Below are 24,773 nucleotides of genomic sequence, written 5' to 3'. Positions count from 1 at the left end.
CGCTGCCCCGGAGGATTGGAACGCAAAAACCTGGGTAGCGTTCAGCGCATGCTGCCTCGAGCTCGCGATACCCGATGATCCACTCGTTGATCGCCGCCGACACCGGCGGCCGGGAGAACTTCGCGGTGCTCGACGTCGAGCCGTGGCACTGGATCGTGCTGTTGGCGATCATCACGGTGATGTTGCTCATCGACCTGCTCGTCGTCCACAAGGAAGCGCACGAGGTCAAGACGAAGGAAGCCGCCGTCGAGTCGGCGATCTGGATCGGCTGCGGCCTCGCCTTCTCGCTGGTGGTCTGGTGGTGGTTCGGCGGTGCCGCCACGGGCGAATACGTCTCCGGCTACCTCATCGAGAAGAGCCTGAGCATCGACAACGTCTTCGTCTGGGCCTTGATCATGGGATACTTCCGCGTCCCGCAGAAATACCAGCACCGTGTGCTGTTCTGGGGCATCTTCGGAGCGCTCGTGATGCGGGCCGTGTTCATCTTCGCCGGTATCGCCGTCATCGAACGGTTCTCGTGGGTGCTCTACATCTTCGGCGGATTCCTGCTCTACACGGCCGGCAAGCTGATCTTCACCGACAACGACCACGTCGACCCCGGTGAGAGCAAGTTCCTGAAGCTCGTCAACCGGGTCGTCCCCACGACCGACGAACTCGACGGACAGAAGCTGTTCACGCGCAAGAGCGGCCATCGGCTCGCCACGCCGCTGTTCTCCGTGCTCCTGCTGGTCGAGGTCACCGACGTCGTGTTCGCGGTCGACTCCGTGCCGGCGGTGCTCGCCGTCAGCCGTGAGCAGTTCATCGTGTTCGCCTCGAATGCCTTCGCGATCCTCGGGTTGCGCGCCCTGTACTTCCTGCTGGCCGACATGCACAACCGGTTCACGTTCCTCCAGCAGGGCCTGGCGATCATCTTGGCGTTCGTGGGCGTGAAGATGATCATCGCCGACTGGTACCACATCCCGACGTGGCTCTCGCTGGTGGTGATCACCATCGTGCTCACCTCGTCGATCGGGTTCTCGCTGAAGGTCGAGCGTTCGCTGGCCGAAGCCGACCTCGCCGGCCACGCATTCGAGCACAGCGAACCCCCGCCACCGTTCTCGGAGCGCTGACGCGAGGGGCGTCCCCCGACGGCCGCCGGTTAGATTCGGCGCATGGCGATCGCGGACGATGACATCGAGCGGATCCGCTCGACCGTGAACATCGTCGACGTCGTCGGTCAACACGTGCAGCTCAAACGGACCGGTCGGAACTGGGTCGGCCTGTGCCCGTTCCACGCCGAACGCACACCGTCGTTCAACGTGCGTGAAGAGACGGGGCGCTACCGATGCTTCGGCTGTGACAAGTCGGGCGACGTGTTCACGTTCGTCCAGGAGGTCGAGCACACCGACTTCGTCGGTTCGGTCGAATACCTCGCCAATCGGGCCGGTATCCAGCTCACCGAGACGTCGCCGGGCCAGAACCAGCAGCGAGCGCGCCGGAAACGGTTGATCGACGCCATGAACCAGGCGGTCGAGTGGTACCACCAGCGACTGTTGACCTCGGCCGACGCCCGTCCGGCGCGCGACTACCTGCGCAGTCGCGGACTGTCCGGCGACATCGCCCGCCAGTTCAAGATCGGCTGGGCCCCCGACGACTGGGACGTGCTCTCGCGCGAATCCGGCATCGAGGCGAAGCTCCTGCACGACAACGGGCTCGCCTTCCGGAACCGTCGGAACAAGCTGCAAGACGCGTTCCGGGGGCGCGTGCTGTTCCCGATCTTCACCGAGAACGGCGATGCCGTGGCGCTCGGCGGGCGGATCCTGCCCGGCTCGTCCGACCCGGCGAAGTACAAGAACAGCTCGGAGACACCGATCTACACGAAGTCGAAGACGCTCTACGGGCTCAACTGGGCCAAGGGCGACATCGTCAACGCCAACCAGGTGATCGTGTGCGAGGGGTACACCGATGTGATCGGGTTCCATCAGGCAGGTCTTCCACGTGCGGTCGCGACGTGCGGGACGGCGTTCACCGAGGAGCACGTTCGCCTCCTCAAGCGATACGCGAGCCGGGTCGTGTTGGCGTTCGACGCCGATGCCGCCGGCCAGGGCGCGGCGGAGCGCTTCTACGAGTGGGAGGAGAAGTACCAGGTCGAGGTGTACGTCGCGGCGTTCCCGGGCGGCAAGGACCCGGGTGAACTCGCACAGCACGATCCCGCGGGCCTCGCCGCCTCGGTCGAGTCGGCGAAACCGTTCCTCGGGTTCCGGCTGGGCCGTGTGATGGACGGTCAGGCGCCTCGGTCGCCCGAAGCGACCGCCCGTCGTGCCGAGGCGGCGTTGGCCGTCATCAACGAGCATCCCAACGTCAACATCCGCAAGCTGTACGCGGGGGAGGTCGCGGCGCAGCTCGGTATGCCGATGCACGACCTGGTGTCGGTGGCCGAGCGTGGAGTCCGGCGCCCACAGGTCAACGTGGCCCGGCCCAAGCAGCGTCAGGAGCGAAAGGAGAACGCCGAGTTCGTCGCGATCGCCGTCCTGGTGCAGAACTGGGACGCGATCGCGACCTGGCTCGTCGAGGCGCTGTTCATCGACGAGGTGTACCGGCGGGCCTTCCTCGCGATCGCCGAGTCGGGCGGCAATCTCGATGCGGCACTCGATGCGGCCGATCCGGAGGCACGCGACGTGCTCGAGCGCGCCGCGGTCGTCGACGTCGAGGTCGATCCGGCCTCCGAAGCCCGCAACCTCATCTCGGCTGCGGTCCGACGCGAGCTCGGGACCAGGTCGCCGACGTCGGACCCGGACCGCATCCGCGACGACGCGGAGGCGCGGGTGCGGATGGAGGCGCTGAGCGACGGATCCCTGGGGCCCGACGAAGCCGGCTGGTTGCTAGGTTGGCTGGAAGGACGCATGGAGGCACGCGCTGGTGGGGGATGACCCGGTGAAGTTGTCGACGGTACCCCCGCCCATGGACGGGGTCGATCGATCGGAGTGGGACGCACTGGTCATGCGCGGGCGCGCCGACGGTGAACTCCACGCCGAGCAGGTCGCCCACGTGCTCCGCAACGTCGAGCTGACCGGGGACGCCCTGCACGCCGTCAACGGGTCGTTGGCCGGTGCCGGCATCACCGTCGACGACACCGTCCACGACGACGATGCGACGCCGCCGCGGGGTGCCGCCCGCGAGGTGCTCGTCGACGACGACGACATCGAGCGATTGCTCACCCGTCGACGTCGGCGTCGCGGCCAGAAGCGCACGGCCAAGGGTGACGGTGGCACCTCCGACACGGTGCGGCTCTACCTCCGGGAGATCGGCCAGGTCGACCTGCTCACCACCGAGGACGAGCGCCGCCTCGCCCAGCTGATCGAAGAGGGTCAGTCGGCCGCGACGAAGATCGACGAGGGTGTCACCGACGACACGAGCGAGCGCATGCTCCTGCGTGCCGTGCAGCGCGGCGAGCGGGCCAAGAGCGAGCTCACCCAGGCCAACCTCCGGTTGGTCGTCAGCATCGCGAAGCGGTACTCCGGTCGGGGCATGCAGCTGCTCGACCTGATCCAGGAGGGCAACCTCGGGTTGATGCGCGCCGTCGACAAGTTCGACCACACCAAGGGGTTCAAGTTCTCCACATACGCCACGTGGTGGATCCGCCAGGCGATCACCCGCTCGATCGCCGATCAGGCGCGCACGATCCGCATCCCGGTGCACATGGTCGAGCACATGAACCGGCTCACTCGGGTGCGTCGGCAGATGCACCAGGAGATGGAACGCGAACCCACGGTCGACGAGCTGGCCGCGAAGCTGCAGATGGAGCCCGACAAGGTCCGGGATCTGCTTCGCTATGCGCTCGATCCGCTGTCGCTCGACTCTCCGGTCGGCGAAGAGGACGAGTCGAATCTCGGCGACTTCATCGAGGACGCCAACGTCGACGGTCCGGCCGATGCCGCGACTCGCACGATGTTGCACGAGGCGGTCGAACAGGTGCTCGGCGAGTTGAGCGAACGCGAGCAGGAGATCGTCCGCATGCGATTCGGGCTCGACGGGGCGCAGGCGAAGACGCTCGAGGAGGTCGGACGCGAGTTCGGGGTCACCCGTGAGCGCATCCGTCAGATCGAGGCGAAAACGCTCGCCAAACTGCGTCATCCGCAGCGCTCGCAACGTCTCCGAGAGTTCCTCGAGAGCGAATAGCCGGGCTCGCCCTCGGCCGACACGTGTTCTCGGGTCAAGCGCCGGGTCAGGAGCACCGATGGGAAGATGTGGATCCCTTGTCGACGCTGAACCGAGTCGAGCAGCTCGTGCTCGGTGCGGTGAAGCGGCGCGGCGTCGGAGGCCTCGTCTCGGTGGTCACGATCGGTTCGGTCGCCCTGTCGCTGGCGGTCACGTCGGTCGTTCTGATCCTGACGGGCGCCGAGTGGATCGACTTCCAGTATGCGCTGCCGATCGCCGTCGTCGTCCCGTCCGTCGTGGCTCCGGTGGTGGCGCTCATGCTCGGGCGACTGCTCCTCGCCCTCGACGAGGCTTCGGCACAGCTGCACCGGGCGGCCCGCCACGACGGCCTGACCGGCGTGCTCAACCGCAGTGGATTCGATGAGATGGGCGAGCGGCTCCTGCACGACCGCACCGACGAGGTGGTCGTGGTGTGCATGGTCGACGTCGACCGCTTCAAGTCGGTCAACGACGAGGAAGGTCACGCCGTGGGCGACGCCCTGTTGCAGGGACTCGCAGCATCGCTCGTCGTCGCAGCGGGCGCCGACGGAATCGTCGGTCGGTACGGCGGCGACGAGTTCGCGATCGCCGTGCTGTGTCGGCCCGACGACGCCGGGCCGCTGGTCGATCGCATCGTCGAGGCATGCGAGCCGACGGATCAGGCGCATGGGGTGGGAGCGTCGGTCGGCACGCTCGTGACCGATTCGCCGGTTGCGCTCGACGACGCCATCGCCGCCGCAGACCGAGCGATGTACCGAGCCAAACGTGACGGGTCGCGCCACCACGTGAGCGTCGACGGCAGTGGCCCGGTCGAGGTCTGACCGGGTCGCCGCAACGTTGCCGAACGGCGTGCGATCGGCCGAGGCCAGCCGATAAGGTATGCGCTCGTCAATCCGGGATAGCTCAGTTGGCAGAGCAGTGGACTGTTAATCCATTTGTCGCAGGTTCGAGCCCTGCTCCCGGAGCCACGCTGCAGGGTCCCGATGTGGGACCCTGTTGTGCGTTTTCGGGGCGGTAGCTCAGTGGTCAGAGCAAGGGACTCATAATCCCCGGGTCGTGGGTTCGATCCCCACCCGCCCCACGAGGTCAGCGGCGGCCGAGGGAGCCCCGTGAGGCTCGCTCTCGTGCAGTACGCGTTCCCGATCGTTGCCGGAGGCGTCAGCTACCTCGGTCTGCGGACGGGGCCGTGGCGGATCTGACGGATCAGTCGGTGCCGAAGAGCTGTGCGACCTCGTCGGCCGAGACGGGCCGCCCGAGCAGGTAGCCCTGGAGCTCGTCGCAACCCTCGTCGCGGAGGAACGCTCGCTGGTCGTCGGTCTCGACTCCCTCGGCGGACACGGTCATGCGGAGCTGATGTGCCATCGCCACGATGCTCCGGACGATCGCCACGTCGTCGGTGTCGTCGGGCAGTCCCTTGACGAAGCTCTTGTCGATCTTGAGCTTCGAGATCGGAAAGTGCTTGATGTACGCGAGGCTGGAGTAGCCGGTACCGAAGTCGTCGAGGGCGATCGAGGTGCCCAGACCGGTCAGTTGCTTCATGGTCGCGGTCGCTCGGTCGACGTGCTCCATCAGCGTGCTCTCGGTGAGTTCGATCTCGATCGCGCTGGCCGGGAGCGAGTAGCGCTCCAGCGCACTCTGCACACGTTCGACCAACCCGCCGCGCCGCAGTTCCTGGGCGGAGATGTTGACCGCGATCGGAATCGGGGGGTGTCCCGCGTCGATCCACTTCCTCGCTTGGCGGCAGGCCTCGTGGAGGACCCACCGACCGATCTCCGGCATCAGACCGACGGTCTCGGCGACCGGGATGAATCGGTCGGGAGGGACCCGGCCCCATTCGGCGTCGGTCCACCTCAGCAATGCTTCGAGGCCGGTCAGGCGACCGTCCACCGCGTCGTGCTGAGGCTGGTAGTGGAGTTCGAGGTCGCCGTCGTTGACCGCCTGACGCAGTCGCCGACCGAGCTGCAGCCGTTCCTCGATGTCGCGCATCTGCTCGGTGGAGAACAGCGATGTCGTGTCGCCGCCGAGCGCCTTGGCGGTGACCATCGCGGCCTCGGCACGTTGGATGAGGTCCTGCGCGGTGGTGCCGTGGAGCGGCCCCTCGCTGACGCCGACACTGGTGGTCAGCACGAGGTGATAATCGTCGGTGGCGACGGGTTTGGCCACGACGCGACGGAGACGGTCGGCGAGTTCGGTGATCACCGCGGGGTCGGAACCCTCGGCGACGAGCACGAACTTGTCGCTGGCGAATCGGCCCACCGAGAGGGCTTCGGGCGCGGCGGCGAGGAGCCGTTCGCCGGTCCGACGCAGCACGTGGTCGCCGACATCGTGGCCCATCGACTCGTTGACCGCGTGGAAGCGGTCGAGACCGAACACGAGCACCCACACGGGGATGGGTCCGACGAGCGCATCGTCGATGGCGGCCTCGACCAGCGATCGTCGGGGCAACCCGGTGAGTCGGTCGTGCTGGCTGGCGTAGGCGAGCGCCTCGTCGGCCTCGTGCCGGCCGGTCACGTCGCGAGCTACCGCGAAGGCGAGTTGGTCGGGGCCGAACATCGCGTCCCACAGCATCCAACGGTAGTCACCGTCCTTGCAGAGGAACCGGAATTCGATGCTGCCGGGCCGGGAGTCGTCGAGATACTTCGCAGTGATCGCCTCGTTCACCCGATCGAGGTCGTCGGGATGTACGAAATCGAGGTAGTGATGCTCGATGAGGTCGGCTGCGTCGTAACCGGTGACGGACCGGAACATCGGGTTGGTCTGGATGACACGCTGCGTGACGGTGTCGATGATGCAGTAGATCTCGGCCGACAGTTCGAAGAAGTAGTCGCGCTCGCGCAGGCGTGTGATGAGACGGTTGCTCTCGATCGCGACCGCCGTGATCGACAGCATGGCGTCGATGCTCCGGAGCTCGTCGTCGGTCGGTTCTCGCTGCTCGCGGTAGTACACGGCGAAGGTGCCCAGGACCTCGTCGTCCTCGTTGATGACCGGGGTCGACCAGCAGGCGCGGAGACCGTGCTCGAGCGCGAGGTGGCGGTACTGCTCCCAGTAGGGGTGGGTCTCGATGTCGCCCACGATGACCCGCTCACCGGTTGCGGCAGCGGTGCCGCAAGATCCGCAGCCGACGCCCGTCGCGAGTCCATCGATTGCGTTGGTGTACCGCTCGGGCAGGCTCGGCGCAGCGCCGTGAACGACGTGCTTACCGTCGGGGCCGAGGAGCAGCACGGAACACAGCGCGTCCGGATTCAACTGCTCGTGGAGTCGCGCGATCGCGTCGAGGCTCTCGAACAGCGGCCGCCGATTTGCGATGCCTCTGAGAATGTGGTTCTGATGTGCCTCGCGGATCGCCACTTGCTTCCGGGCGGTGACCTCGATGAACACGACGGTGATGCCGTCGGACGACGGATAGATCCGGTTCTCGAACCAACGGGTGCCGGTGACATCGACCGACTCGACGGTGACGGGACGCTGCTGCGACATCGCGGTCTCGTACCCGACCCGGAACGCGTTGTCGGTTGCGGTCGGGAACTCGGTCCAGGCGTGTTTGCCGATGAGATCGTCTGGGTCGCGGCCGAGGAGGCGCCCAGCGGCCGAGTTGACATAGGTGTAGCGCCAGTGGCTGTCGAGTGCGACACAGCCGTCGCTCAGCCGATCGAAGGCCTCGATCGTCCACGACATCAATTGGTTCGACAACCCGCCACCTCCTCCGAGCCTGTGGTCACTTCATCGCGTCTCGGACAATGGGCCAAGGGTAGCCGCACCGATGGAGTTCGCCCACCCACGGTGCGTGAGATGGGCGAGTCGTGGAGGCTCGGGGTCAGTCGGCGGGTTGTTCGATCGTGTCGATGAACACGTCGACGTCGGCGTCCTCGCCGCCGATCAGCCAGACGACGTCACCGTCACCGTCGCCGTCTTCGTCGCGCCAGGGCATGACGCCGTCGACGTTGTACCGATCGACGGTGATGTCGTCGTCGCCGTCGCGGATCGGTGCGATGATCGACATCTCGACCACGGCATCGCCCGGATGGTGGCTCAGCATGTCGATCAGTTCGGCCACCGTCAGACCGTCTCGTTCTTCGAGTTCCATCTCGTGCCTCCGTTGCGGCGTGGTGATCGTGGTGTCAGAAATCGTCGCCGAGCCAGGCGTCGGCGCGTTCGAGCAGGTACAGGCTCACATGTTTGCACCGTTCGAGTGCCTGGGTGACGGATCCGTCGTTGTTCATGTAGACGTCGGCGAGATCGACCGGGATGCGGGCGACGAGCGACAGGCTGCGTTCGGCGGCGTCGGTGACGCTGGCGAACGAGTCGATCGCCGAGACCTCGACCGGCAGATCGGGCCCACCGACTCCGGCGACATCGGTCGCGAGCACGAGCAGGTCGGGGGGATTGGTCAGCGGTGGCAGCGTCCACGTGAACAGCAGCGGGAACGTGAAACCGGGCGGCGGCTCGTCGTCGAGGTCTTCCATCTTCATGACCTCGTCTTCGAACCCGAGGAGCGCCCGCGGGTCGACGTCGAGCGACAGGTGCAGGTCGATCGGGCCGGCGCACGCCTCTTCGGGGTGCAGGTCGACTTCCCACAACTGACGCAGCGAGTACGTCTCGACGAAGTGACGTTCGTCGTGGACGTGGAACCCGTGGTCGATCGCCTGGCTCTTCAGATCGGCGACGAAACCCGCTACGTCGATGACTGCCACGCCTTGGACACTACCGTCGGTCGACGTGATCGATCCCAAGCTGCCCCAAGCCGTCGAGACGTTCCACGCCGCCGCCGACGAGGTCGCGGCCGTGCTGCGGGCGAACACGGATTGGGGGGCGTCGGGTGTTCGCGACGGCCAGTACGCCGTCGACCTCGACGCCGACGCCGTGTGTCTCGACGCGCTGTACCGGGCCGGGTACCGGGTGCTGTCGGAGGAAAGCGGCATCACCGGGCCACCCGGGTCCGACTCGGCACCGATCGTCGTGGTCGATCCGCTCGACGGTTCGACGAACGCGTCACGGCGGATCCCCTGGTACGGATCGGCGCTGTGCCTGGTCGACGACGACGGCCCGGCGGCCGCGCTGGTGGTCAACCACGCGACGGGCGAGCGGTTCTCGGCCGTGCGCGGCGGTGGTCGGGCGGAGCGCGACGGTGTGTCGATCTCACCATCGGGAGCGACGGAGCTCTCCGCGTCGATCCTCGGCGTGTCGGGCCTCCCGACGCACCACTACGGATGGGCACAGTTCCGGGCGCTCGGCGCGTCGGCGCCCGACATCTGTGCCGTCGCGTGTGGGGTGACCGACGCGTGGTGCGACATGAACGACGACGGACACGGCGTGTGGGACTACCTCGCGTCGGTGCTGATCCTGGAGGAGGCCGGGGGCGTGGCACGGGAGGTGCTCGGCCGTGACCTGTGCGTGCTCGACCACGAAGCCCGACGCGCTCCGGTCGTCGCGGCGACGCCCGAGTTGCTCGACGCGTTGCTCGCCGAACGTCGGCGCGGCTGACGACGCTCGCGCCTCAGCCGACGCGTGCCGACTGGGCGCCGTCGACCGGGAGGCATACGCCGCTGATGAACGCCGCCTCGTCGGATGCGAGGAAGAGCGCTGCGTTGGCGACGTCCCACGCCGTGCCCTGGTGTCCCATCGGGACGGCTTCGGCGCGTCGGGCGGCGAGGACGTCCCGTTCGACCCCCATCGCCGCGGCGGCCGAGTCGACACCGAGGGGTGTGTCGATCAGCCCGGGCAGGATCGCGTTGACGCGGATCCCGTACCTCGCGTTGGTGAGGGCGAGGTTCTTGGTGAGCGCGTCGACGCCCGCCTTGGACATCCGGTAGGCGGCGATGTGGTTGCCGGCGATCGATGCGATCGAGGAGACGTTCGTGATCACGCCGGCCTCTTGTTCGCGCATCGGCGGGACGACCTCGCGGCACGTGCGCCAGAGCGCCCGCAGGTTGACGTCGATGATGCGGTCGAACACCTCGTCGGTGAGCCGGTGGGGCGGTGCGTCACCGGCGCCGATGCCGACATTGTTGTGGAGGACGTCGATCCGCCCGTAGGCGTCGAGCGCGGTCCGCACGATGGTCGCCGGTGCGTCGTCGGCCGTGATGTCGGCGGTGACCGTGACGATCTCGGCCGCTGGGGTGCCGGAGCGGATTTCGTCGGCGGTCTGGGCGACTGCGTCGGCGTCGCGGTCGACCAGCAGCAGGCGGGCGCCCTCCTGCGCGAACCTGATCGAGGTGGCGCGGCCGTTGCCGATCGTCGGCCCGGCTTGCTGGCCGGCGCCGACGACGATGCAGACCTTCCCGTCGAGGCGGCCGGTCACGACGAGCGCTCCCCGTAGTCGCCGAACGGACGGTCGCGTTCTCGCACCGCTTCGCGGATGCCGACCTCGCCCGAACGAGCGACGAAGTCGAGGCCTTCCTGGGTGTGGCGGGCGACGCCGTCGAAGAGTGTGCCGAGCCGTCGAGACGACCTCGGGTCGTACATCTCGTCGGCGACCGCGTTGAGCGACCAGGTGATCATCTCCAACTGGTTGACGGGCACCTGTGCGATGCGCTGGGCGAGCGCCATCGCGTGATCGTGGAGCGCATCGTCGGGCACGACCTCGAGGACCGCCCCCAACTCGAGCGCCTGCGCGGCCGTGAACTCGTCGCCGGTGAGCATGTAGCGCCTGGCGTTCTGGAGCCCCATCCGGGCGACCCAGTTCCACGGCGCCTCCGGCACACCCCAGACCCGCGATGGCGGGTAGCCGAACCGGGCCGACTCTGCGGCGACGATGAGGTGGGCGTTGAAGACGATGTTCGTGCCGCCCGCGATGCACCAGCCCTGCACGGCGGCGACCGTGGGCTTCGAACAGTCGTGCAGCTTCGCCCAGGTGTCGGCGAACGAGCGGATGAGGTGCTGGTCGCGAACCGAGTCCCAGACGGGAGCGTCCCCGGTCTCCTCGTCGGCCTGGGCTCCGGTGCCCCAGTCGAGGTCGTAGCCGGCGCAGAACGCCGGGCCCTCCGCGTCGAGCAGGATCACGCTCACGGCCGAGTCGCGCTCGGCAGCGTCGATCGCGGCGCCGAGTTCGTCGCGGAGCTGCGGCGTGATCGTGTTGTACCGCTCGGCGCGGCACAGCGTCAGGCGTCGGACGTGGCCGTGTGTGTCCTCTCGAACTGCTTCACCCATGCGGGCATCCTCGCGCGAAGCGCGATGGCGGGGGGAGGGTCGGTGGTCAGAGTCCGCCGGCGCACTCGATGATGACGTCGGCGGCGCGATCGGCGTCGGCGACGGTGGTCTTCCACGAGGAGACACTGACGCGCAGCGCCGTCTCGCCCTGCCAGGTGGTGGGGCCGCACCAGATGCGGCCGTCGGCCTGGATCGCGGCGATGAGGCGTTCGGTGGTCGCACCGTCGCGGTAGCGGACGAGCACCTGGTTGAGCACGACGTCGTTGAGGACGTCGAACCCGGCGCCACGGAGGCGATCGGCGATGGTGACCGCACACGACGAGTGGCGCTGCACCAGTTCGGCGACGCCGGCACGGCCGAGCGTGCGCAGCACGGCCCAGATCTCGATCTGGCGTGCTCGCTGCGACGACTGGGGTGTGTGGTGCATCGCCTCGAAGCCGGTGGCGGGTGGGAGGTAGCCGGCAGCTGCCTTGAACGTGCGCACGAGGGCGCCCTCGCGGGCGACGAACACGATCCCGCAGTCGTAGGAGACGTTGAGCCACTTGTGTCCGTCGGTCGCCCACGAGTCGGCACGTTCGAGACCGGCGACGAGGTGCGCTCGGGTCGGGTCGGCGAGCGCCCACAGCCCGAACGCGCCGTCGACGTGGAGCCACCCGTTGTCGATCGGTGCGAGCCAGTCGGCGATGGCGTCGAACGGGTCGAAGGCGCCGGAGTTGACCTCGCCGGCCTGCGCGCAGACGAGCACGGGTCCGGTCAGTGAGGCGGGGTCGGGGAGACGCTCGGCGATCATCCGCCCCTGGTCGTCGGCGGGGACGACGATCACCCGTTCGCGGCCGAGCCCGACGAGTCCGAGCGACTTGCGGAGCGTGCTGTGGGCCTGGGCACCGATGACGACGGTGATCTCCGGGGCGCCGAACATGCCGTCGCGCTGGGCGTCCCAACCGGCCCGTTGGAGCAGCTCGTCGCGGGCGGCGGCGATGCAGCTCGCGTTGGCGACCGTGGCGCCGGTGACGTACGTGACGTCGGTGTGGGTCGGCAGGCCGAGCAGGTCGACGAGCCAGCCGCGGGTCACGTCGTGCAGGGCGGTGGCGATCGGCGACATCGCGGGGAGCGCCGCGTTCTGATCCCAGGCGTCGGCGATGAACGAGGCACCGAGGGCCGCCGGGTACGTGGCCCCGGTGACGAAGCCGTAGTAGTCGGGGCCGGTGGATGCCACGGTGGCCGGCCCGCCGATCTCTGCTAGCAGGTCGAGCGTCTCGGTGGCGTCGGCGCCGGTATCGGGGAGGGGCTCGGTGAACGCGGCGAGCGCGGCGATCGCCTCCGGGGTTGCTGCCGCCGCCCGCTCGTCGACCTGCGCCGTGTAGGCGATCGCCAGTTCGCCGGCGTGTCGGAGCAGATCAGTGTCGGTCGTCATCGTCCCATCCTGCCGCGTGCGGCGGAATCGACGGCGCTCGATTCGTGTTGTCCCTGGCATGGCTGCCCAGCGTCCCCGTGTCCGTGTCGAGCCGAACCCGAAGTGGATCCGAGGTGTGGTCGATGGTCAGACCGTGGTCGACAGCCATGACGTGCGGTACGTGTGGGAGATCCCGTACTACCCGGCGTGGTACTTCCCGCTCGACGCGGTCGCCGGTGAGCTCGTGCCGAACGGCGGCACGGTGCGTTCGCCGAGCCGCGGTGATGGCACCCGCTACGACCTGGTGGTGGGGCAACGCACGATCGCGGACGCGGCGTGGCGCCATCTCGACTCGCCGGTCGAGGAGCTCCGTGACCTCGTGCGGTTCGAGTGGGCCGCGATGGACTCGTGGTTCGAGGAGAACACCGAGGTGTTCGTGCATCCGCGCAGCCCGGAGGTTCGTGTCGATGCGCTGCCGTCGAGCCGGCACGTGCGGGTGCTGATCGACGGCGAGGTGGTCGCCGACTCGGTGCGCCCAACGATCCTGTACGAGACGGGCCTGCCGGCCCGGTACTACCTCCCCAAGCTGGACGTTCGTATGGATCTGTTGACGCCGACCGACACGTCGAGTGCCTGCCCGTACAAGGGGTGGGCGAGCTACTGGCGCGTGACCGTCGGCGACACGACCCACGACGACATCGTGTGGGGCTACACCACGCCTCTGCCCGAGTCGGAGGCGATCGCCGGGCTCGTGTGCTTCTACAACGAGCAGGTCGACCTCGAGATCGACGGCGAGCTCGTCGAGCGCCCCCGCACCAAGTTCTCCTGACCCGGTTCTCCTGACAACGCCCGGCGGGCCGCAACGGACGCCCCGCTAGCATCCCATCTCCCGGGGCGCATAGCTCAGCTGGTTAGAGCGCTGCCCTTACAAGGCAGATGTCGGGGGTTCGAGTCCCTCTGCGCCCACCCGATCTAGTCCTCGATCACGTCCAGGCCCTGCTCGCGCAGCTCGGCGATGTTGTCGAGCATCGTCTGCAACACGTCGGGCGGGTGGCCTTCCCAGCTCTCGACCTCACCGACGACGACCAACGGGTCGCGGGTCCGGTAGGACCGGGTGATGTTGCCGGGGAACCGCTTGTTCGTCACGTTCGGGTCGTCCTCGAACGGGCCCGTGGGCTCGACGACGTAGACGTGCCCGCGCTCGTCGCTCCCGGCCAGCGCGGTCGCCAACTCCGCTCCCCACACGGCCGTCTCCACGATCGCGGAGAAGTACACGTGGTTCGAGGTGCGGCCCTCGTGGAAGTTCGAGCCGTGGCCGGGCAGGAGACGGTCGCCGACCGCGAAGGCGGTCTTCGTGCCGTGGTAGAAGGGTCCTTCGACGTGGTCGCACCGTTCGAACGTCACCGGGACGTACTCGACGTCGTCGGACTCCGTGGGAATCTTCTCCGTGTCGTGTTCGCCGTTCGTCATCAGGCCCTCCGACCCGTTTCACCGTCCCGATCCGGGTGCAGCGACCTGGTGAACGGAAGCAGAAATCTCGGTTTGCCTCAAGCCCCGGGGTCGCGCCTACCGTGAGGTCGGCGGGAGGATCGCGGGGGATTGCGGGTCGCTCCTCAGCCCCAGCGGACGCGACAGGTCTGCCGCCAGGTGTCCATCAGGCCGGCGTCGCCGTCGAGTCCGAGGGTCGTGTCGGCCGTGCGGTTCCAGAACGCGAGGTAGAGCTCGGCAGCCGTCGCTCTGACGGTGAGGTCGGCGTCGCCGACCATTCGGCACGTCGTGATCCCGTGCGGTTCGAACGTGAGGTGCCAGTGCTCGTCGACGTCGGACGCGTGGACGTGGATCGTTCGTGTGTCGTCGACCGCGACCTTGCCGGGGCGGGGAGCGAAACCGGCGAGCAGTTCGTCGAGCATGTCCGCAGCGAACGCCTCATCGAACTGTGACACGACCCCATGCGCCACCTCGGCGTCGAACCGGTGGATCGCGATCTCGCTCGCCTGGCGACGCGACCACATCGTGAGGGGCGTCGGTGCCGGGAGGAACGCGAAGCACTCGAGGTCGGGGGGCGCCGACTCCAGCACCCGCACCAGGTTTGCGTTCGTCCGGCGATACCAGGCGACCAGGTCGGCGTCGTCGGGCCAGGCGGTGGCGAGTTCCGGCCAGTGGGTGGTGAGATCGGGCAGATCGTCGACGTCGGCCCAGTCGTCGATCGGATGCGTCACGTTCTCCGCCGCCCACAGATGGATGAAGCCGAGATGACGGACCAGGTCGCGCATGGTCCAACCGGGGCACGGCGGGATCTCGACCGCCAACGAGCCGGCCTCGGCGGCCCTCGCGAACCGCTCGCCCTCGTCGCTCACGGCACCGATGTACTCCGACACGTCCACGACGGCCCCTCCCTGGATGGCCACCCATCCGCTACTGCAAGTTGCAGTAGATCATTGCTGCAATCTGCAGTAAAGTCAAGCCGTGCCCGCACGATTGACGACCTCCTCGTACGCGGTCCTCGGGCTGCTCGCCATCCAGCCGTGGTCGGCGTACGAACTGGCCCAGCAGGCCACCCGCAGCCTCCGGTTCGCCTGGCCGAAGTCCGAGCGCCTCCTGTACGCCGAGCCGAAGAAGCTGGTCGAACACGGCCTCGCCACCGTGACGAACGAACAGGCCGGCGGACGGACCAGGGCCGTCTACACGATCACCGATGCCGGTCGATCCGAGCTGCGAACGTGGATGACGACCTCGCCCCAACCGCCGGCGCTCGAAGCCGAAGCCCTCGTCCGCCTGCTGTTCGCGGAGAACGGCGACATCGACGACCTCCTCTCGGCCCTCACGAAGCTGGCCGACGACGCGGCGGTCCTACGCGAACAGGTCGCCACGATCAACACGTCGTACCTGGACGGCGGGCACCCGTTTCCCGACCGGGCGCACCTGTCGGTGCTCTTCGCCACCTTCCAGCTCGAGTTCTTCGACCTGGTCGTCAGGTGGGTCGACTTCGCGAAGGCGGAGATCGAGCGCTGGCCGTCGACCGATGGGCTCGGCATGACCGCCGGCACCGAGTCGATCCTGCAACTGATCAAGGAGGGCCGTTCGGTCCTCGATCCGTCCTGATCGGAGCAGCCGGTTCGGCGGCGTGGCCGCGGCGCGCCCACAATGGGCCCGTCGAAAGGAGACCGAGGTGGCCGAGCACGAGATGACCGATCCGGCAGCAGTGGGCATGAGCGGCGAGCGCCTCGCGCGCGTCGCGCCGGCGATGCAGGAGTTCGTCGACCGCGGTGTCGTGCGTGGCATCAGCACGCTCGTCGCCCGTCGCGGACGGATCGTGCACCGCAGCCTGCACGGCCACCGCGACGCCGAGGCCGGTCTGCCGATGACCGACGACACCGTGTTCCGCGTCTACTCGATGACCAAGCCGATCGTCTCGACCGCGCTGATGCTGCTCCACGAGACCGGGCGGTTCCAGCTCGATCAGCCGGTCGCCGCGTTCCTGCCGGCGTTCGCGGCCCCGAAGGTGATCCAGGCCGACGGTTCGCTCGTCGACGCCGCTCGGCCGGTCACGATCGGCGACGTGCTGGCCCATACGAGCGGGCTGACCTACGACTTCATGATCGACAACCCGGCGGCCGAGCTCTATCGCGAACACCGGGTCATGCACGACGCCACCCGCCCACTCGACGAGGTCGTCGACCTGATCGCCTCGCTGCCGCTCGCGTTCCAGCCGGGGGAGCGGTTCCACTACTCGGTCGGCATCGACGTGGCCGCCCGCCTGATCGAGGTGCTCGCCGATCAGCCGCTCGGTGTCTTCCTCGCCGAGCGCATGTTCGGACCGCTCGGGATGGACGACACCGCATTCGGCGTGCCCGACGATCGACTCGACCGGCTCTCCGCCATGTACGGCCTGCCCGACCTCGTGGGCGCCGACTACCACGCCGGCGACCTCGTCGAGGCCGCGCTCGGTGGCTTCAACGAACGGATCGACGTGTCGGCGACCTACCCGACCTCGACACCCGACGTCTTCGTCCGCGGCGGCCTCGGTCTGTTCTCGACGATCGACGATTACCACCGTTTCGCCCAGATGCTCGCCAACGGCGGCGAACTGGACGGTGAACGTGTCGTGGGCCGGAAGACGCTCGAACTCATGCACGCCAACCGCCTGGCCCCGGCGCAGATGCCATGGGAGATCATGGGGTTGCCGACCCCCGGGTTCGGATTCGGCCTCGGCTCGCGGGTCATGGTCGACCTGGCTGCCAGCCAGGGACCCGGCTCGGTCGGTGAGTTCGGCTGGGCCGGCGCCGCCAAGACCTACTACTGGGTCGACCCCGCCGAAGACCTCGTCGGGGTGTTCATGGCCCAGTACATGACCGGCCCCGAACAGCCCGACCGGACCTTCCGTTCGGTCGTCCACCAGGCGATCATCGACTGACTCCGTCGACCGGCCCGGTTGGCTAGTGTCGGCGCAGTGCAGTTGCTCGTGGCGTCGGACCTCCACTACGCCTTGCCGCAGCTCGACTGGATCCTCGATCAGGCGGTCGGCGTCGACGCGGTGGTGCTCGCCGGCGACCTGCTCGACGTGTCGTCGCCGGTGCCGCTCGAGTCGCAGATCGTCGTCATTCGCACGTACCTCCGCAACCTGGCCGAACGCACGACCACGGTCGTCTGTTCGGGCAATCACGATCTCTCCGCCCGCAACGGCCACGGTGAGAAGAGTGCACCATGGATCGAAGCATGCCGTGACGACGGCGTGATCGTCGACGGGCAGTGCCTCGACGTGGGCGACGTGCGGATCACGGTGTGCCCGTGGTGGGACGGTCCCGCCACACGGGCCGACGTCGCGTCGCAACTCGAACGCGACGGCCGGGATCGGCTTCGCCGCTGGGTCTGGATCTACCACTACCCACCGACGGAGACGCCGGTGTCGTGGGTCGGAAATCGGTACATCGGCGATGACGATCTCCATGCGTGGATCCACGAACACGGGCCCGACCTCGTGCTCACCGGCCACATCCACGACTCGCCGTTCCTCGACGGAGGCTCGTGGATCGGCCGGCTCGACGCCTCCTGGGTGATCAACGCCGGTCGCCAACGCGGGCCGGTCCCGACCCACGCGATCGTCGACCTGGCGACCGGCCTCGCCGAGTGGTGGTCACCGTTCGGTCGTGGAGACCAGCGGCTCTGGTCGACGGCCGCGCAGGTGGCAGCGACGTCGTAGGACGACTCAGTAGTACGGATCGGGGTCCCGCTCGGACCCTGCGTCGACCGGTGGCTGCTCCCCGAAGGCCAGTTCGGCCAGGATGCCGTCGAGCAACTCGAGGTGGCCGCCTGCGGACGCGTATTGCGTCTTCACGTCGGCGAGGTAGCCGACGAGACGGTCGAGGCGACCGGCGAGTGTGCGGGCCACCGCGAGCAGTGCTGCCGGGTCGCGGGTCATGAAGCCGAGCGGGTCGTCGACCACATGGACTCGCGAGGGGACGACCGCCGTGACCGTGGCACCGGGCGACGAATCGAGCAGCACCGAGATCTCGCCGATGACCGCTCCGGGTTCGGTGATCGAGGCGACCTTGGCGCCCTGATTCGTCACGTCGAACTCGCCGTCGAGCAGCACGAACATCGTGCCGTCGGGACGGCGCTCGGTGACGAGTGCCTCGCCTGCGGCCACCTCACGCACCGGGAGTCCGTGACAGCGCTCCAGGAGACTCGACATGGGGGCGATGCTACGAGGTCCGGGCGATCGCTACCGAACGACGACCGCGGTCGTCGCCGGCCACCGAACGATAACAGCGTGCCTCCCCGGCCGGGCTCGGTCGCGGAGCTACGGTGCCGAGCACTCGTCGGCGTGCCGGTCGGCGACGGATCCGAACGAGGTGTGACATGGGTGGTCGTCGAGCGAAGTCCTGGATATCGGTTGCCGCGGCCACCGCATTGGTGGGGACCCTCGCGTTGACCGGCAGGGCCGGTGTCGAGGCTGCGCCGGGCGACGACGCCTTCCCCGTCCCCGGTGTGGTGGCGCTGAACACGGCCGGATCGGCGTCGGTGGATGCGGTGTCGTGTAGCTCTCCCGGCAACTGCTCGGCCGTCGGCTACTACGAGGACGACGACGGTTACGGCAGTTTCGTCGTCTCGCAGGTCGACGGTGTGTGGGGCACGGCGATTCCCGTTCCCGGCCTGGCGACCCTCAACGTGGGCAGGGACACGGAAGTGCGAGCGATCTCGTGCACATCGGACGGCAACTGCTCGGCCGGCGGCTACTACACCGACGCCGGTGACGTGAACCAGGCCTTCGTGGTGTCGCAGGTCGACGGTGTGTGGGGTGATGCGATGCCGGTGCCCGGCCTGGCGGCACTCAACACGGGCGATGACGCCGAGGTGAACGTACTGTCGTGCGGCGCACCCGGTGACTGTCTCGCCGGTGGCGAGTACTCGAGCGACCTCGGCAACCACGCCTTCGTGGTGTCGCAGGTCGACGGTGTGTGGGGCACGGCGACCGGTGTTCCGGGGCTCGCAGCGCTCGACGTCGGTGTCGACTCGGAACTCGACGCGGGGTCATGTGCTTCGGCGGGCAACTGCACGGTCGCCGGCTACTACCAAGACGCCGATGACGACTACGAGGTCTTCGTGGCCTCGATGGTCGACGGCGATTGGGGCTCGGCGACCCAGATTCCCGGCCTCGGCGCCTTGAACGTCGGCGGGGATGGCGACGTGTACGCGCTGTCGTGCGCCTCGCCCGGCAACTGCTCCACCGGCGGCTACTACACCGATGCCTCCGCCGACGACCAGGCGTTCGTGGCATCGCAGGTCGACGGTGCGTGGGGCACGGCGATCCCGATGCCGGGCCTCGCCGCGCTCAACGTCGGCGGCGACGCCGACGTGCTCTCGATCTCGTGCACCGCGCCCGGCTACTGCTCCGCCGGCGGCGTCTACGAGGACGTCTTCAACGAGGATCAAGGGTTCGTCGTCACCCAGACCGCTGGTGTCTGGGGCGACGCGATCGCCGCACCCGGTCTGGTCGCGCTCAACACGGGTCTCGACGCCGAGGTCGAGTCGGTCGCGTGTGTCTCGCCGGGCAACTGCGTGGCCGGCGGCTACTACGACGATGACGAACTCGGCTGGTTCGGGTACTACCTGGTACAGACCGACGGGGTGTGGGGCGACACGATCCGGATCCCCGGCCTTCCGACCCTGCCGGGTGACGAGAACGACGCAGAGGTGCACGCGATCTCGTGTACGTCCGACGGCACCTGTGTCGGCGGTGGGTACTACACCGCCGAATTCGACCCCGATGACGTCGATCAGGCCTTCCTGTTCGAGTTCCCACTGATTCCCGGCGGGACGTTGCAGCCGTTGTTGCCGGCTCGTCTGGTGGAGTCTCGTCCGGGTGAGGAGACCGTCGACGGTGAGTTCGAGGGGTTCGGTCGGGTGGCGGCTGGTTCGGTGACGCGGTTCGATGTGGCGGGTCGTGGTGGTGTGCCCGACGGTGCCGACGCTGCGATGTTGAACGTGACGGCGGTGTTCCCGGATGCGGCTGGGTTCTTGACGGTGTGGTCGTGTGATGGTGATGTGCCGGTGGCGTCGAGCGTGAACTACGCGGCCGGCGACGTGATGCCGAATGCGGTGTTGACGGCGTTGAACGACGACGGCGAAGCCTGCGTCTACTCGCTGTCGGCCACCGACGTGATCGTCGACGTCAACGGTTATGTGCCGGTCGGCGGCTCACCGGCTGCAGTGCTGCCGGCTCGTCTGGTGGAGTCTCGTCCGGGTGAGGAGACGATCGACGGTGAGTTCGAGGGGTTCGATCGGGTGGCGGCTGGTTCGGTGACGCGGTTCGATGTGGCCGGTCGTGGTGGAGTGCCCGACGGTGCCGAGGCAGTGATGTTGAACGTGACGGCGGTGTTCCCGGATGCGGCTGGGTTCTTGACGGTGTGGTCGTGTGATGGTGATGTGCCGGTGGCGTCGAGCGCGAACTACGCGGCGGGCGACGTCGCTCCGAATGCGGTGTTGACGGCGTTGAACGACGACGGCGAAGCCTGCATCTACTCGTTGTCGGCGACCGACCTCATCGTCGACGTCAACGCCGCCGTCGAAGCAGGCGATCAACCCACACCGGTGTTGCCGGCTCGTCTGGTGGAGTCTCGTCCGGGTGAGGAGACGATCGACGGTGAGTTCGAGGGGTTCGGCCAGGTGGCGGCTGGTTCGGTGACGCGGTTCGATGTGGCCGGTCGTGGTGGGGTGCCCGATGGTGCCGATGCTGCGATGTTGAACGTGACGGCGGTGTTCCCGGATGCGGCTGGGTTCTTGACGGTGTGGTCGTGTGATGGTGATGTGCCGGTGGCGTCGAGCGTGAACTACGCGGCGGGCGACGTCGCTCCGAATGCGGTGTTGACGGCGTTGAACGACGACGGGGAGGCCTGCATCTACTCGTTGTCGGCGACCGACCTCATCGTCGACGTCAACGCCTCCACCGACTGACCGTTCGTACCCGCCCTCTCGATCGACTGTCGACCCCAGTCGCCGAGCGCTTCGACCACCGATCGGAGATGCTCGGTGGCTGCGGTCGCGGCCCGTTGCGGGTCCCGAGCATCGATCGCCTCGACGATCGCAGCGTGCTGTTCGAGCGACTCGCTCGGTCGGCCCGGCATCATCGCGAGTCGGAACTGATGGTGGTACGAGCGGTTCCTGAGCGCGCCGACCAACTCGGACGCAACCTGATGCCGACCGACCTCACGAATCCGCTGGTGGAGTTCGGCGTTGAGGTTCGAGTACGCCACGTGGTCGCCGCTGTCGACCACGGAGCGCATCCGGGCGATGATGCCCGCGAGCTCGGCGCGTTCGGCGTCGGTCGCGTTGGTCGCCGCCCGACTCGCCAGCAGGCTCTCGAGTGCGGCGCGCGCCTCGGCGATCTGGATCGCTTCGTCGACCGAGATCTGCCGGACGGTGGCGCCCCGGTTGACCTCGCGTGACACCAGGCCCTCGCCGTCGAGTTCGACCAGCGCCGCCCTGACGGCGGCACGGCCGCACCGGTAGCGCTCGCACAGTTGCAACTCGACGAGTCGCTCCCCGGGGTCGAACGCGCCGGTGAGGATGTCGCGGCGGAGTTCGGCGGCGACGTCGTCGGGATGTCGGGTCGTGCGCCGTCCGGCGGTCGTTCGGGAGGATGCGGTCACGTCGGCCTCGAAGTTCGATCGATGCACGAGAGTATCGGATCGACGGTCGGCGCTCGCCGCTCGCATCGGGCAGACTGCAGTCACCCCATGCCGATCTCACCCGACGAACTCACGCCGATCCTGCGGCACATGCCGCCGGCACCCGACGAGGGCGCACTGCTCGACGGCTTCGCCGCCTACACGGTCGAGCAGGGGATCGAGATGTACGAGGCGCAGGAGGAGGCCGTCCTCGAACTGATCGCCGGCAACAACGTGATTCTCAACACGCCGACCGGTTCGGGCAAGTCGCTCGTCGCCGTCGCCGCCCATTTCGTCGCCCTCGCCCGCGACGAGCGGAGTGTCTACACGGCGCCGATCAAGGCGCTCGTGTCGGAGAAGTTCTTCCAGCTCTGCCAGACGTTCGGTTCGAACCTGGTTGGCATGATCACCGGCGACGGCAGCGTGAACCCCGACGCACCGATCATCTGCTGCACTGCGGAGATCCTGGCGAACTGGGCGCTGCGCGACGGCGATCGCACCGACGTCGACGTCGTCATCGCCGACGAGTTCCACTTCTACGCCGACCCGCAACGCGGCTGGGCGTGGCAGCTCCCACTGCTCGAACTGCCGCATTGTCAGTTCCTCCTGATGTCGGCGACGCTCGGCTCGACCACCTTCTTCGAGGACGAGCTCAGCAAACGGACCGGGCGCGACACGGCGCTCGTGCGATCGACGCAGCGGCCGGTGCCGCTCGACTTCCAGTACCGGACGTCGACCCTGCACCACTCGATCGAAGAACTCCTCGAGTCGGGACGGGCACCGATCTATCTCGTGCACTTCACGCAGCGCGAGGCCACCGAAGCCGCACAGGGCTACCTGAGTCTCGACCCGCTCACGAAGGACGAGAAGCAGCAGGTGAAAGACCTGATCGGCGGGTTCCGGTTCGACTCGCCGTTCGGCAAGACGTTCCGTCGGTTCCTCGTCGCCGGCGTCGGCGTGCACCACGCCGGGCTGCTCCCGAAGTACCGGCTGCTCGTCGAACGGCTCGCCCAGGCCGGGCTGCTCAAGATCATCTGCGGCACCGACACGCTGGGCGTCGGCGTCAACGTACCGATCCGGTCGGTGCTGTTCACCCAGCTCTGCAAGTACGACGGCAGCGGGGTTCGCATCCTGCGCGTGCGCGAGTTCCAGCAGATCGCCGGGCGCGCCGGGCGCCGGGGCTTCGACGACCGCGGCGACGTGTGGGCGCAGGCGCCCGAACACGTGGTCGACAACCAGCGCATGGCCGAGCAGGCCGAGACGGACGCCAAGAAGAAAAAGAAGATGGTCAAGAAGAAGGCGCCCGAGCGTGGCTACGCCCACTGGGACGAAGGCACCTTCGACCGGCTCGTCAGCGGTGATCCCGAACCGCTCACGTCGAGCTTCGACGTCAACCATCAGATGGTCATGAGCCTGCTCGACCGACCCGGCGACGGATGCTCGGCCGTCCGCCGGCTGATGGTCGAGAACCACGACACACGGCGTCGCCAGCGCGAGCACATTCGCCGGTCGATCTCGATCTACCGGTCGCTCGTCGACGCCAACCTGCTCGAGTTCCCCGATCCGCCCGACGACCAGGGACGACGGGTGCGGGTCAACTTCGACCTGCAAGACGAGTTCGCACTCCACCAGCCACTCTCGCTGTGGGCGATCGACGCGATCACGCATCTCGACCGTGAGCTCCGGGTCGAGGTCCGTCCCGAGCGAACGGCGCGCCGTCCCGAACGGGCGCCGGCGCCCGAGCGCCGACGCGAGGCCCCGGCAACATCGGGCGGCGCCTTCGCCGGACTCGCCGAGATGCTCGACCTGGCCGAGTCCGAGTCCGAGTCCGAGTCCGGTGCCGATGCCGATGCCGGGACCGTCGACGGCGGCGAACGGCCCGACGACATCGACGCCGTCGAGCCCGACGGCGTCGGCATCGACGCGGAGCCCGAGGTCGAGCACACGACGGTCGCCGTGGGCGCCACCGGCGACATCGACCGCTCGCTCGCGATCCTGACGATCATCGAGGCGGTGCAGGAGAACCCGGCCGTCGTGATCGCCGCCCAACTCCGCAAGGCGAAGGACGCGCTGATGAGCGAGATGAAGTCGTCGGGCGTCGAATACGAGGAACGGATGGAACGGCTCTCCAAGGTCGAACCTCCCCGCCCGTTGAAGGACTGGATCTACGGCGACTTCAACGAGTTCCGACGTCACCACCCGTGGGTCGGCGGCGACACGGTCAAACCCAAATCGGTGGTTCGCGACCTGTTCGAGCGGGCGATGACGTTCGGTGAGTATATCGACCACTACGGCCTCAAGAATTCCGAAGGCGTCGTGCTGCGCTACATCTCCGACGTCTACAAGGGGCTCATGCAGAACGTCCCCGCCGAGGCGGGCAGCGAGGAACTCGACGAGATCATCCACTGGTTGGGCGCGCTCGTCCGCCAGGTCGACTCCAGCCTGCTCGACGAGTGGGAACGGCTCCAGCACCCCGACGACGACGCTGGTGCAGCGGTGCGTCCCGGCGCCACCGGCGACGAGGGACCGGTCACGATCACCAGCGACGCCAGGGCGTTCCGGACGATGGTCCGCAACGAGGCGTTCCGGTGGGTCGAGCACCTCGCTCGGCGCCGCCGGCCACCCGTCACCGATCCCGATCTCGACGTCGCGGCGGCGATGGAGCCCTACTGGGCCGAACACGAGCACATCGACATCGGCGGCGACGCCCGCCACGCGTCACGGTTCGCCTTCGATCTGTCGACCGGCCGCGTCGAGCAGACATTGCACGACCCGGACGGCAACGACGACTGGCGGGCGATCGGCCTGGTCGACCTGGAGGCGTCACGCGCCGACGACCGCCTGGTCGCGTCGCTGACCGACATCGTCCGTCTGGGATGATGCAGTCATGG

At 68.1% G+C, this 24,773-nt stretch carries 21 protein-coding genes and 3 tRNA genes; 14 read left to right on the top strand and 10 right to left on the bottom strand.

Features of this window, described 5'->3' with window-relative positions; translation table 11 throughout:
- Nucleotides 1-74 precede the first annotated feature (74 nt).
- From R8G01_05795 to R8G01_05770, 6 genes are all read left to right on the top strand, one after another.
- Complete coding sequence (locus R8G01_05795; protein MDW3213486.1) at nt 75-1,109, top strand: TerC family protein; 1,035 nt, start codon at nt 75-77, stop codon at nt 1,107-1,109.
- 42 nt (nt 1,110-1,151) lie between these two features.
- Entirely contained in the window at nt 1,152-2,909 is a 1,758-nt protein-coding gene (gene dnaG / locus R8G01_05790) for a DNA primase (GenBank protein ID MDW3213485.1), read from the top strand.
- A 4-nt stretch (nt 2,910-2,913) separates the two neighbouring features.
- Complete coding sequence (gene rpoD / locus R8G01_05785; protein MDW3213484.1) at nt 2,914-4,158, top strand: RNA polymerase sigma factor RpoD; 1,245 nt, start codon at nt 2,914-2,916, stop codon at nt 4,156-4,158.
- A 77-nt stretch (nt 4,159-4,235) separates the two neighbouring features.
- Complete coding sequence (locus R8G01_05780) at nt 4,236-4,997, top strand: GGDEF domain-containing protein (GenBank protein MDW3213483.1); 762 nt, start codon at nt 4,236-4,238, stop codon at nt 4,995-4,997.
- A gap of 71 nt (nt 4,998-5,068) precedes the next feature.
- Nucleotides 5,069-5,144 (top strand) — tRNA-Asn (locus R8G01_05775).
- A 40-nt stretch (nt 5,145-5,184) separates the two neighbouring features.
- Nucleotides 5,185-5,257: transfer RNA gene (locus R8G01_05770), tRNA-Ile, on the top strand.
- A 122-nt stretch (nt 5,258-5,379) separates the two neighbouring features.
- Here R8G01_05770 and R8G01_05765 read toward each other — a convergent pair.
- From R8G01_05765 to R8G01_05755, 3 genes are all read right to left on the bottom strand, one after another.
- Nucleotides 5,380-7,866 (bottom strand): EAL domain-containing protein, encoded by a 2,487-nt coding sequence (locus tag R8G01_05765; GenBank protein ID MDW3213482.1) that lies wholly within the window; start codon nt 7,864-7,866, stop codon nt 5,380-5,382.
- Between the two features lie 124 nt (nt 7,867-7,990).
- Nucleotides 7,991-8,260 (bottom strand): hypothetical protein, encoded by a 270-nt coding sequence (locus tag R8G01_05760; GenBank protein MDW3213481.1) that lies wholly within the window; start codon nt 8,258-8,260, stop codon nt 7,991-7,993.
- Between the two features lie 34 nt (nt 8,261-8,294).
- Entirely contained in the window at nt 8,295-8,867 is a 573-nt protein-coding gene (locus R8G01_05755) for a hypothetical protein (GenBank protein MDW3213480.1), read from the bottom strand.
- 25 nt (nt 8,868-8,892) lie between these two features.
- Here R8G01_05755 and R8G01_05750 point away from each other — a divergent pair, with 25 nt between their 5' ends.
- Nucleotides 8,893-9,657 carry an inositol monophosphatase gene (locus tag R8G01_05750; GenBank protein MDW3213479.1) on the top strand — a complete coding sequence of 255 codons (765 nt, stop codon included), beginning with the start codon at nt 8,893-8,895 and terminating at the stop codon, nt 9,655-9,657.
- 13 nt (nt 9,658-9,670) lie between these two features.
- Here R8G01_05750 and R8G01_05745 read toward each other — a convergent pair whose 3' ends face one another.
- The 3 genes from R8G01_05745 to R8G01_05735 are packed head-to-tail and all read right to left on the bottom strand — an operon-like array spanning nt 9,671 to nt 12,736.
- On the bottom strand, nt 9,671-10,474 hold the full coding sequence (locus R8G01_05745; protein MDW3213478.1) for an SDR family NAD(P)-dependent oxidoreductase: 804 nt from the start codon (nt 10,472-10,474) through the stop codon (nt 9,671-9,673).
- Complete coding sequence (locus R8G01_05740) at nt 10,471-11,448, bottom strand: crotonase/enoyl-CoA hydratase family protein (protein MDW3213477.1); 978 nt, start codon at nt 11,446-11,448, stop codon at nt 10,471-10,473. Before R8G01_05740 ends, R8G01_05745 begins: the two co-directional genes overlap by 4 nt.
- Nucleotides 11,369-12,736: a pyridoxal-dependent decarboxylase gene (locus R8G01_05735; protein MDW3213476.1), complete on the bottom strand. Its 1,368-nt coding sequence runs from the start codon at nt 12,734-12,736 to the stop codon at nt 11,369-11,371. Before R8G01_05735 ends, R8G01_05740 begins: the two co-directional genes overlap by 80 nt.
- A gap of 58 nt (nt 12,737-12,794) precedes the next feature.
- Between R8G01_05735 and R8G01_05730 the strand changes: the two genes are divergently transcribed.
- Together R8G01_05730 and R8G01_05725 are read left to right on the top strand one after the other, a co-directional pair.
- Nucleotides 12,795-13,544 (top strand): DUF427 domain-containing protein, encoded by a 750-nt coding sequence (locus R8G01_05730; protein ID MDW3213475.1) that lies wholly within the window; start codon nt 12,795-12,797, stop codon nt 13,542-13,544.
- Between the two features lie 63 nt (nt 13,545-13,607).
- Nucleotides 13,608-13,681, top strand: a tRNA-Val gene (locus R8G01_05725).
- A gap of 6 nt (nt 13,682-13,687) precedes the next feature.
- On the opposite strand, the gene arr is transcribed toward R8G01_05725, so the two are convergent.
- Together arr and R8G01_05715 are read right to left on the bottom strand one after the other, a co-directional pair.
- Nucleotides 13,688-14,185, bottom strand: coding sequence for an NAD(+)--rifampin ADP-ribosyltransferase (arr, locus tag R8G01_05720; protein ID MDW3213474.1), 498 nt, complete (start codon nt 14,183-14,185; stop codon nt 13,688-13,690).
- A 143-nt stretch (nt 14,186-14,328) separates the two neighbouring features.
- Nucleotides 14,329-15,099: a maleylpyruvate isomerase family mycothiol-dependent enzyme gene (locus R8G01_05715; protein ID MDW3213473.1), complete on the bottom strand. Its 771-nt coding sequence runs from the start codon at nt 15,097-15,099 to the stop codon at nt 14,329-14,331.
- A gap of 82 nt (nt 15,100-15,181) precedes the next feature.
- Between R8G01_05715 and R8G01_05710 the strand changes: the two genes are divergently transcribed.
- The 3 genes from R8G01_05710 (at nt 15,182) to R8G01_05700 (ending at nt 17,915) form a co-directional block, all read left to right on the top strand.
- Nucleotides 15,182-15,817 (top strand): PadR family transcriptional regulator, encoded by a 636-nt coding sequence (locus tag R8G01_05710; protein MDW3213472.1) that lies wholly within the window; start codon nt 15,182-15,184, stop codon nt 15,815-15,817.
- Between the two features lie 67 nt (nt 15,818-15,884).
- A complete protein-coding gene (locus R8G01_05705; GenBank protein MDW3213471.1) occupies nt 15,885-17,129 on the top strand; it encodes a serine hydrolase domain-containing protein in 1,245 nt (414 codons plus the stop codon).
- A 36-nt stretch (nt 17,130-17,165) separates the two neighbouring features.
- Entirely contained in the window at nt 17,166-17,915 is a 750-nt protein-coding gene (locus R8G01_05700) for a metallophosphoesterase (GenBank protein ID MDW3213470.1), read from the top strand.
- A 6-nt stretch (nt 17,916-17,921) separates the two neighbouring features.
- On the opposite strand, the gene R8G01_05695 is transcribed toward R8G01_05700, so the two are convergent.
- Nucleotides 17,922-18,407 carry a cyclic nucleotide-binding domain-containing protein gene (locus R8G01_05695; protein MDW3213469.1) on the bottom strand — a complete coding sequence of 162 codons (486 nt, stop codon included), beginning with the start codon at nt 18,405-18,407 and terminating at the stop codon, nt 17,922-17,924.
- A 167-nt stretch (nt 18,408-18,574) separates the two neighbouring features.
- On the opposite strand from R8G01_05695, the gene R8G01_05690 reads away from it, so the two are divergent.
- Complete coding sequence (locus R8G01_05690) at nt 18,575-21,169, top strand: hypothetical protein (protein MDW3213468.1); 2,595 nt, start codon at nt 18,575-18,577, stop codon at nt 21,167-21,169.
- Here the strand turns inward: R8G01_05690 and R8G01_05685 are convergent.
- Nucleotides 21,115-21,891: a GntR family transcriptional regulator gene (locus R8G01_05685; GenBank protein ID MDW3213467.1), complete on the bottom strand. Its 777-nt coding sequence runs from the start codon at nt 21,889-21,891 to the stop codon at nt 21,115-21,117. The two genes, R8G01_05690 and R8G01_05685, sit on opposite strands and share 55 nt — an antisense overlap.
- 60 nt (nt 21,892-21,951) lie before the next feature.
- Between R8G01_05685 and R8G01_05680 the strand changes: the two genes are divergently transcribed.
- Nucleotides 21,952-24,762 (top strand): DUF3516 domain-containing protein, encoded by a 2,811-nt coding sequence (locus tag R8G01_05680; protein ID MDW3213466.1) that lies wholly within the window; start codon nt 21,952-21,954, stop codon nt 24,760-24,762.
- Nucleotides 24,763-24,773 lie beyond the last annotated feature (11 nt).

This window comes from Ilumatobacteraceae bacterium (genome assembly GCA_033344875.1).
Lineage (GTDB): Bacteria > Actinomycetota > Acidimicrobiia > Acidimicrobiales > Ilumatobacteraceae > Ilumatobacter.
This window is presented reverse-complemented; position numbering and strand designations above follow the sequence as displayed.

Coding starts and splice junctions, on each gene's coding strand:
- R8G01_05730 (MDW3213475.1), top strand. CDS start 12,795: ATGGCTGCCCAGCGTCCCCGTGTCCGTGTCGAGCCGAACCCGAAGTGG.
- R8G01_05760 (MDW3213481.1), bottom strand. CDS start 8,260: ATGGAACTCGAAGAACGAGACGGTCTGACGGTGGCCGAACTGATCGAC.
- R8G01_05680 (MDW3213466.1), top strand. CDS start 21,952: ATGCCGATCTCACCCGACGAACTCACGCCGATCCTGCGGCACATGCCG.
- R8G01_05735 (MDW3213476.1), bottom strand. CDS start 12,736: ATGACGACCGACACTGATCTGCTCCGACACGCCGGCGAACTGGCGATC.
- R8G01_05695 (MDW3213469.1), bottom strand. CDS start 18,407: ATGTCGAGTCTCCTGGAGCGCTGTCACGGACTCCCGGTGCGTGAGGTG.
- R8G01_05795 (MDW3213486.1), top strand. CDS start 75: ATGATCCACTCGTTGATCGCCGCCGACACCGGCGGCCGGGAGAACTTC.
- R8G01_05690 (MDW3213468.1), top strand. CDS start 18,575: ATGGGTGGTCGTCGAGCGAAGTCCTGGATATCGGTTGCCGCGGCCACC.
- arr (MDW3213474.1), bottom strand. CDS start 14,185: ATGACGAACGGCGAACACGACACGGAGAAGATTCCCACGGAGTCCGAC.
- dnaG (MDW3213485.1), top strand. CDS start 1,152: ATGGCGATCGCGGACGATGACATCGAGCGGATCCGCTCGACCGTGAAC.